The organism is Candidatus Eremiobacteraceae bacterium, assembly GCA_035295225.1.
In the GTDB taxonomy this organism is placed as follows: Bacteria; Vulcanimicrobiota; Vulcanimicrobiia; order Eremiobacterales; family Eremiobacteraceae; genus JABCYQ01.
This window is the reverse complement of record DATGJI010000045.1, coordinates 60,087-68,387: the sequence shown is the minus strand read 5'-3', so window position 1 is coordinate 68,387 and position 8,301 is coordinate 60,087. Positions and strand designations below refer to the sequence as shown.

Annotated in this window: 7 protein-coding genes; 3 read left to right on the top strand and 4 right to left on the bottom strand. The window is 62.9% G+C overall.

Going from position 1 to position 8,301, the window contains the following annotated elements:
- From VKT51_07320 to VKT51_07310, 3 genes are all read left to right on the top strand, one after another.
- On the top strand, positions 1-599 hold a 599-nt coding region (locus VKT51_07320), incomplete at its 5' end, for a riboflavin kinase (protein HLJ83960.1).
- A gap of 63 nt (positions 600-662) precedes the next feature.
- Positions 663-1,625, top strand: coding sequence for a hypothetical protein (locus VKT51_07315; GenBank protein ID HLJ83959.1), 963 nt, complete (start codon positions 663-665; stop codon positions 1,623-1,625).
- Between the two features lie 49 nt (positions 1,626-1,674).
- The gene (locus VKT51_07310) at positions 1,675-2,748 is read left to right on the top strand and encodes a cyanophycinase (GenBank protein HLJ83958.1); all 1,074 of its coding nucleotides are present in this window, start codon (positions 1,675-1,677) and stop codon (positions 2,746-2,748) included.
- A gap of 84 nt (positions 2,749-2,832) precedes the next feature.
- Here the strand turns inward: VKT51_07310 and VKT51_07305 are convergent, their stop codons facing one another.
- The 4 genes from VKT51_07305 to VKT51_07290 all read right to left on the bottom strand — a co-directional run bounded on the left by VKT51_07305 (position 2,833) and on the right by VKT51_07290 (position 8,257).
- A complete protein-coding gene (locus tag VKT51_07305) occupies positions 2,833-3,735 on the bottom strand; it encodes a hypothetical protein (protein HLJ83957.1) in 903 nt (300 codons plus the stop codon).
- Between the two features lie 101 nt (positions 3,736-3,836).
- Positions 3,837-4,286, bottom strand: coding sequence for a hypothetical protein (locus VKT51_07300; protein ID HLJ83956.1), 450 nt, complete (start codon positions 4,284-4,286; stop codon positions 3,837-3,839).
- 75 nt (positions 4,287-4,361) lie between these two features.
- Positions 4,362-5,591, bottom strand: coding sequence for a DUF3999 family protein (locus VKT51_07295; protein ID HLJ83955.1), 1,230 nt, complete (start codon positions 5,589-5,591; stop codon positions 4,362-4,364).
- A complete protein-coding gene (locus VKT51_07290) occupies positions 5,588-8,257 on the bottom strand; it encodes a DUF2339 domain-containing protein (GenBank protein HLJ83954.1) in 2,670 nt (889 codons plus the stop codon). The genes VKT51_07295 and VKT51_07290 overlap by 4 nt, the downstream gene beginning before the upstream one ends.
- Positions 8,258-8,301: the final 44 nt, after the last annotated feature.

Here is an 8,301-nt window from a genome sequence, read left to right as displayed (position 1 = left end):
AAGTGCTGCTGTCGCGCTTGCGTACCAAACTACTCGTCGTCGGCGAGAACTGGCGCTTCGGGCGCAACCGCACGGGTGACTGCGACCTAGCGCGGCGCGAATTCACAAGCGCCGGATCCGTGTTCGAAGCGGCGCCGCTCTTGGAATCGGACGGAGAGAAAGTCTCAAGCTCGCGTATCCGTGGACTCATCGAACAGCGGCGATTCGACATCGCCGACCGCCTGCTTGGTTCGCCCTTTACGCTTCGAGGTACAGCGCGGCTGGGCGACGGGCAAGGTCATGTGCTCGGCTTCCCAACCGTGAATCTTACGAGCTCCTACGGAAAACTTGTGCCGCCTGCCGGCGTCTACGCGGCCACCGCGCGCCACGAAGGTTGCGACTATCGAGCGGCGGTCAGCATCGGGGACAAGCCGACATTCGGCGGTTCGGAAAGCATCGTCGAAGCCCACCTCTTGGATTTTGACCGCAGCATATACGGCGATTCCGTCGCGGTCAGCGGTTGGCGCTTCTTGCGCGAACAGCGTTGGTTCGCGACGAAAGAAGAGTTGGCGGACGCAATCCGCGCCGACGTGAAGTCGGTTCGAGAAACGCGAACGTAAGGGCGGTCACGCAGGCGCGGACCACGCGCGAGCGAAATCACGGGCCAGAGGACTTATAGCCGGATGAATTTCCATCACCGCGGCGCTCGCGTCATTTTCTGCGCTATCTTTACCGCGGTTGGGTTTCAGTCGCCCGCTGCGGCGCATACGGTGACGATCCCGATCTGGCATACGTCATTCGTCTACAACTCGACGACCTATCCGATAGAGATCGTCGGCGGGAATCCGGCTCTGGGCACGACGACGCTCATCGCAAGCGAGATCGTGCCGCTGCGCGTCGTCTTCTCCAATGATCAAGTGCTCGACGCAAGCGCTGAGACGGCGGCGTTGCTCGCCTCGCCGATTTATGCAAGTGCGCCGTTCATGAGCGGTACGACGCAGTACGGTGATGCGGTGTTGCGGGCGGAGTTTTGGCAGTCGGCGCAATCCTCAAGCTACCATGTCTTGCTCGCTCCGCCTACAGTCGAGCCGACCTATACGCTGCAGGTGCCCGCGGCCGATGGCTTCACGAGCTCGGGCCTGCATGGAATCGTCAAAGGCGTTGTGGACTTCGACTGGTTCGTCAAGTCGGAAGAACCCCTGATCGTCTCGCAGCTCGGCCTTCCGCCGACGACGCTCAGCGTCTTCTTGACGAGGAATATCCGGCTGAAGAACGGCCGCTCGACCTTCGGCGGCGAGCATTTCTCATTCGACGTGCGGCGCGGCGACGAGCGCGACCGCTATACGACCGCGTGGGCAGGCGCTTCGGCCGGCGACGTTGATTCGATGTCGCACGAGATCGCCGAATGGCTGCACGACCCGTTCAACGAGAACGCCGTGCCTCCGTGGGTTACGCCCGGCACTGAGGGCTGCAACAAACATCTCGAAGTCGGCGATCCGCTCGTCGGCACGCTTTTCAAGGTGAATGGTTACGTGATGCAAGACGTTGCGTACGTCGATTGGTTTGCGCGCGAGGTTCCTTCGGCGGCGCTTAACGGCAACTACGACGTGCTTGGGCGGTTCACAGCGCCCGCAGCCGATTGCTAGTCGCGCTCGCAGACGGTTTGACTGGCCTCTCGCAGATGCGAGGTGTCACATGCGCTTGATCTGGCTCAGCGCAGTCATCGCCATTGCGGCATCGTTGGCGCCTGCCGCCGCGGCGACGACGGCTTGTCATGCGATCTTCTACAATCCCGTCGGCACGCCCGAAACGGCGGCGATTCGCTCGCGCGGGCCAGGGCTCGTGCTCATGGGCGGCGGTACCGACGTGGACTCGGCGTTTCGGTGGATCGCGACGACCATCGCCGGATCACCGAGCCGCGACGCTGGTGATCTCGTCGTGCTGCGCGCGAGCGGAGACAACGATTACGACGCGTACATACACGGACTAGGACGCTACCATTCCGTACGCACGATACTGTTGCCGCCGTGCGCATCGGCCTCCGACATTTCTCGCGCAGCCGCAATCGTATCGCGTGCCCAAGCGGTGTTCTTCGCCGGCGGCGATCAGGCCGACTACGTCATCTGGAAGGGCACATCGCTCGCTGGAGCGGTGCAGCAACTCTACGACCGCGGCGGAGTCGTCGGCGGAACAAGCGCCGGTCTGGCGATTCTTGGGAGCTACGTGTTCGACGCCGTGGCGGGCGACCGGACGCACGACGTCCACACGCCCGATGCCGTCGCCGATCCGTACGAACCGGCGATCAGCTTCACAGAAAAATTCTTTGATTTTCCGCCGTTGCGCGGCGTCATCACCGACACGCACTTTCGCGTGCGCGACCGCTTCGGCCGGCTCGCGGCGTTCATGGCGTTGCTGGACGCGGAGCACGGCGCCGGAACCGTTCGGGCGATCGCGATGGACGCGCGGTCGGCGTTGGTTGTCGATCGCGATGGTGTCGGAACACTGCTGTTGCAAGGCTCTGGGGGACGCGCGCTCTTCGTCCGAGGCGGAGAAGCGGTACGCTTGCAGCGCGGACGCCCGCTGATCGTGCGCGGCCTCGATGTGGTGGTACTCGACAGAGCAGGTCAACGCTTCGATGTGCGTCGCTGGTGCGGAGACGGTTTAGAGTACAGTGTGGACGTCGACGGCGATCGCAAAGCAATGTACTCGCCGACCGATCCATACATCGCACCACCTGGCGCACACCCAGCCGCCTCTTGTCGGCTCTAACTATATATTGAAGGGGCCGACGCTAGTCGGCCCACGTTACGTTCGCATGGGCCGACTAGCGTCGGCCCCTTCAATGACTGCGTATCACAGGTTTGGTTGGCATCCATCCAGTGCTTGCGAGAAATCTTCTTGCAAGAAGTACGGATCGCCATGGATCACCATGTTCGCCCCGGTTTGACCGTACGGCACGCCGAAACTGAAGATGCAGATGTCCCCGATCTCGCCGCCGACGCCGTACCATGCATTGAGCAGCGGGTCGGTGACCATCTCCATCTGCTCGTGCGAGACGCTGATGATCGAGCCGTCCGCATCAACGTCGTTGTTCGGCGTGATGCCGTACGGCGGATTGCAGCCATTCTCGAAGCCCACATAGGGTGTGAACTCGTAGACCACCGGCTTCCTATTGTTATGATTATAGTTGTATGCGCTGTGATACGCGCAGTAGCCGGGAGCCCGCACAGCGTTCTTCGCGGTGAAGATATGGTACTGAATGCCCACGCCCGTCGGCCACCCGTTGCTTGCGATCGCCTTAGAGATCTCCGTCTGAAGGTCGGCATCGGTGGGACCGCCAGCCGGATAAGGCGTCGTGTCTACGATCGACGCGACGAACGTGGAGAGGTTCTGGACTTGACCATTGGATCCCGAGTAGGTCGTGGCCATGCCGTAGATCGGGCTGCCGCCGACGTCCTTTAAGAAGCGGTTGATAAGTTTCTTATATCGCGGGCTCATGTACGTGCCGGCAGGCTGCCAATATATGGAATACGTGGCCGTAGTGGTTTGGACGGGTCCGCCGTGGAATGCCACGCCGAAATCGGGTAGTCCATTCGGACTGATAAAAAGCGGACCATAACGGATGAGTGGACCATCGTAATGGATCGGATAGTCGCGGCCGACCTCTGCACGCTGCGGTTTGAAACCTGCCGATGCGTGGGTGGGAAGTGATACGAGGATACACGCGGCGATGATGCCGGCGACGAAGGATTTCAAGGCGGATTCCCCTCTAAAGCGGCGCCCACAGCGCGCCAAAGCACTATCCGTCCATCGTCGCGAATGATCGTGCCGCTGTCAAGAGACTCGCGACCCAGGCGTTACGTCGCGCTTTGTGTGCGGACCAGGTCCTCTAGAAAATCCAATGCGCCAAATTCGGTACCGTATGGATGGGTGCCGTTTTCGTCCGCGCTCAACAGCACGACATCATCGGATTGCAGGTGCGCCGGATTCGCGGAGAAGCGCTTGCCAAGACCGCAACCGCTCACGGCGAAGAATTCCGAGCCCGGCGCAATGCGCATGGTGACGATCGATTCTCCAGCGCGCAGCTGAAGCCGCTCCGGCGCTTCATCCGTAGGTCTGGCGGAGCAGTGCACGGTCGAGTAGCGCGCATCGGAGGCGATCGCGGACTTCAACCGCGCGGTCAGTGCGGCGAGCGTATGCTGCCGCGAGAGGTAATCACGCGCGGTATCGCGGTCGGTGTTCGCCTCGCCGATCTTGCCTGATCGCAGCCGGTCGGCCATGCGGACGATAAAGTTCTTTCCGGGCATAAGGAGCGATTTCGTTCGCGTGCGATCAGCGCCTTGCGCTCAAACTGAAAGTGCCGACCTTCATCGGGGCCTTCGTCACCGCATCGCGCGAAACGCGAGCCAGCCTAAGACCGCGACTGCGAGAATAAGCGCGGCCCACAAAATGCCGGCGTGACTTTCCGTCCATGGGTGCGCGATGATTGGGGCGATCGGGTTCATCGCGTTGCCCAGTCGCCCCAACAGCGCGAGCTGGGCGTGTGCGCGCTCGTCGGCGGACGTCGAAACGGAGAAATCATAACTCGGCGCGATCGCATGCGCGTTGCCGAATATGAGCCGATAGTGGACATTCGGCCTCGCCAGAAACGTGACGTAGCGCGGCGTCGCGAGGAGCGTCGCTCGGAGCGATTGCAGCGGCGCATCGTCGCGGTTGTAGATGATGAGCCGCCAGTACCTGCCGCGCGCTTCGGGGAAGTTGAACTCCAGCGACGAGCCGCCTTGCGAATCGCGATAGATCTCACCATCGTAGACGTCGGCCCAGTTCGAGCCGTCCGAACTTGCGACGACGGCAACAGCGCGATCAAAAGCTGCAGTCCCGACACGAAAGCGGACATCCGACACGGGCACCCGAGCGATCCCGAGGTCCACGGTCAGCCGGGTCTGTTTCGGCGGCGCGGCCGGATCGGGCGGAATGTCTGCCGCGGCGGCGACCCAATCGGGGACGATACGTACTGCCTCCGCGACGCGGCAGCCGGTGATCGGAAAGTCGGTCGCCGCGTCAAGAACGCGGACGCGCAACCACCTAGCCCGCGTCGGCGCAAAGCCGACATCGAGCGAGCCCGCGAATCCGTCAGACGTGAAGCGGAAGATCGGCGCCCGCGCGCGCACGATACGCCAGGTGGACTCGTCATCGCTCGCGGCGACCTCGACCCACGTCGAAAACTCGTCAGCGGTCGTCTCGATCGTGAGCAGGTCGTGCATCGTCCGTCCGATGCCGACGTCGGCCACCGCTTGCGAATATTTCCCGGGCACAAAACCTTGCTCGCTCAGCGAAGCGTCCTGCCACGAACGCGCGGAGGCTACGAGGGCCTGATCGATCGCAAACGGTTGTTGCGCGCCGCGCGCGTCGATCACCCGCAAGTCCGCAAGATCGGTGCGGCTCTGGCCGTAAACATCGCTGGGAAGCGCCAGCCTGACGAGCGCCGGCGCGCGAAGCGACGGCACATCGATGGGCCGCGCTTCCGTCCAGTCGTGCCACGGGGCCGGCTGTTGCACGGTCGGCGACGGCGCAGAGACAGACAGGAGCAGCGCAGCTGCGAACGAGATCATCGCGGTGCCTCCGGTGGCCGGCGCCGGAATAGGCGTCGCTGATACAAAAACGATGCGCCGAGCAGCATCACGCCGAGCGCGAAGAACGATGCGATCCGGTAGCCAAGCGCCAACATGGAGAGATCGAACAAGAACGCCTTGAGGATCACAAATCCGAAAAGCGCAAGCGCCTGCCAGCGGATCACGGCAGAATCACGCCACGTGCCGATTGCGATGAGTGCGACCGCGTAGACCGTCCAGACCAAAGAAAGCCCGAGTTGCTGCGCCGCGCTCCAAGACACCTCGGTGCTCGCCGGCGGCCCGGCATATGCTTGCCAGACGATGAGCGAGAGCGCCCAGACGCCGTATACGTTGAGCGCGATGTCGAGGCAGCGGAGCACGAGGCGATCGTTCTTGCCCGCGGCCGCCCGATCGCGGACGAGAAGCAGCGAGCAAAGCATGGCCGCGAAGACGAAAACAAAGACCGCGATGCGGATCAACGTCAGCGCGGTGTGCGGCGCGACGCTGGTGGAGAAATCCGTGGCAGGCGCTTTCAGGGCGATGAGTGCGAACAAGGCCCAAGCCTGCCAGCGGACCGTATTCGATCCGCGAACGCGGGCGAAGATAGCCAATCCAAGCGCGTACGCCGTCCACGCGACGGTGACGGCAAGTATCTGCTGCGTATTCCATTCGGCCGTATAGTAGACGGCCGGGATGGCAAATGCTTGCGCCGCGACGACTGTCAGCGCCCAGACCGAGTAGACGTTGATCGCGACTTCAAACCAGGAGAAGATCGAGTGTTCGACGCCGGTCGCCGGCGTCTTGTGCGTGCGTGTGAAATACAGTCCTAGCGCCATCGCGCCGGCGGCGAGGAGAAACGTCCAAAAGCGCACGGCGATCAATTCGCTCGGGGTATGCAGATCGGCCGCAAAATCCGCCGACGGCGCTTTGAGCAAGACGAGCGCGAACAGAATCCACGATTGCCAGCGGACAAGCTTCGAATCCGCCGCGCGCGCGAAGGCGGCGAGTACGAGTGCGTACAACGCGAAGACGATCGTCAGTCCGTATTGCTGGATCGGCGCGAGATCGTACGGGCCGACCGCGGAAGGCCGAAGGGCCTGCAGCGTTTCGGTCGAGAGCGCGTAGACCGCGAAGAAGTTGGCCGCGATTCCGAGCGCGCGGTACCCGACTTCCTCTTCGCGCGGAACTGCGGCGTAGCGCCGCGACAGGAATCGCACGGCAGCCAAAGCGGCGACGACCACCGCGAACGTCGCGAATCGTCCGTTCAGAAACGCACGGTCCGCGGTGAGCGGCGAAAGGAAGAGGTATAGGCTGACGATCGTCAGCACGGCGACGCCGTTCCAGCGCAGCCACCTCGTGTCGGAGCGCAGGCCGCTCCAGACGAGCAGCGCACCCTCGATGGCCCATGCCATGTCGATCCACTGTCCTTGCAGCCGGATCGGTATCGCCGCGGTGACGAAAGCAAAGGCGATGCTTCCGAAGACCGGCCGCGCCGGCGTCTGCGATCTGTCCGAGACGACGGGCACGAGCGAAGAGATGATGATGAAGAAGGCGCCGGCCGCCAGCACGGATGCGGTGAGGAGCCAGCGATGCGAATCGTATAACAGGCGGTCGAGAATGATGAGGTACCATGCCGCGTTGACGAGCGCCATCGCAACGCCGTCGGGCAGCAGGCCGCCGCGGCGCCGCGCCACGATCGCCGGCAAGAGCGCGAATTGCAAGAAGAAGATCGACGCGAAGATCAGACTCGGCATGAGCTTCGTCGAATCGTAGAAATGCGCATACCATGTGGCGCCGTACAATGCGCTAAAGAGAAACGAAAGCGAAAGCGTCCGCCAATCGCGCGCGATGACCATCCAGACGAGCCCGATGTTGAGCAGCGCGAGGTACGTGAAGAGCGGTACTTGGGCGTCGTGGCCGGTCGAGACGAGCAGCGGCGTGGCGTAGCCGCCGAGCAGCGCAAGCGCGGCGATACGCTGCGAATTACGGCCCAAAGAGATCGCGATGAGCAGTCCCGTGACTGCCGCAAGGCCGATGAACGCGGCTTCCGGCGGAATGATATGGTAAAAATTCCACGCTGCATAGAGCGAAAGGAACAGGATGCCGGCACCGAGCGCCGTCACACCCTCGGAGAAATAGATCCATCCCCGCCGCAAGATCCATTCGCTCGCGGCGAGCACCGCGCTGCCGGCGACAAAGCCAAGCGCGATCCGTCCGTATGGGCCGATCCAATTTTCGTCGAACGCGTACTTGAGGCCGAATGCGGTTGCTATGAGCACGGCCGCGAGGCCGATCACGTTCAGCCACTTGCCGCCGACGACGGCCTCAAAATCCGGCCTTGGTGCAAGCGTGCGAGGAGTCGAGACCGGTTCGTCTGTCGCGCGCCTCTCTTTTTGGGGCAGCGGCAGCGGATCAAACGCTCTGAGAACTGGCGCGACCACCGGCGGTGGTTGCGTAACCGGCGGCGGTGCCTGCGCCACCGGCGGCGGCTCCGGCGCTTGCTGCGCTGCAGGCTCAGGGCGGTCGCGTATGAGTATCTCGCGACGCAGCGCGTCTATGTCGCGCTGCAGCGAGTATGTCCGCGCAAAAGCGAAGACGCCGAGAATCCAAGAAATAAGAAGAAGCCCAACGATCAATACGGCAAAGATGCCGAATATTTCGTCCATCGCGCTGCCATTCCAGCGCCGATGCTACTCCGCCTCCGCTGCGC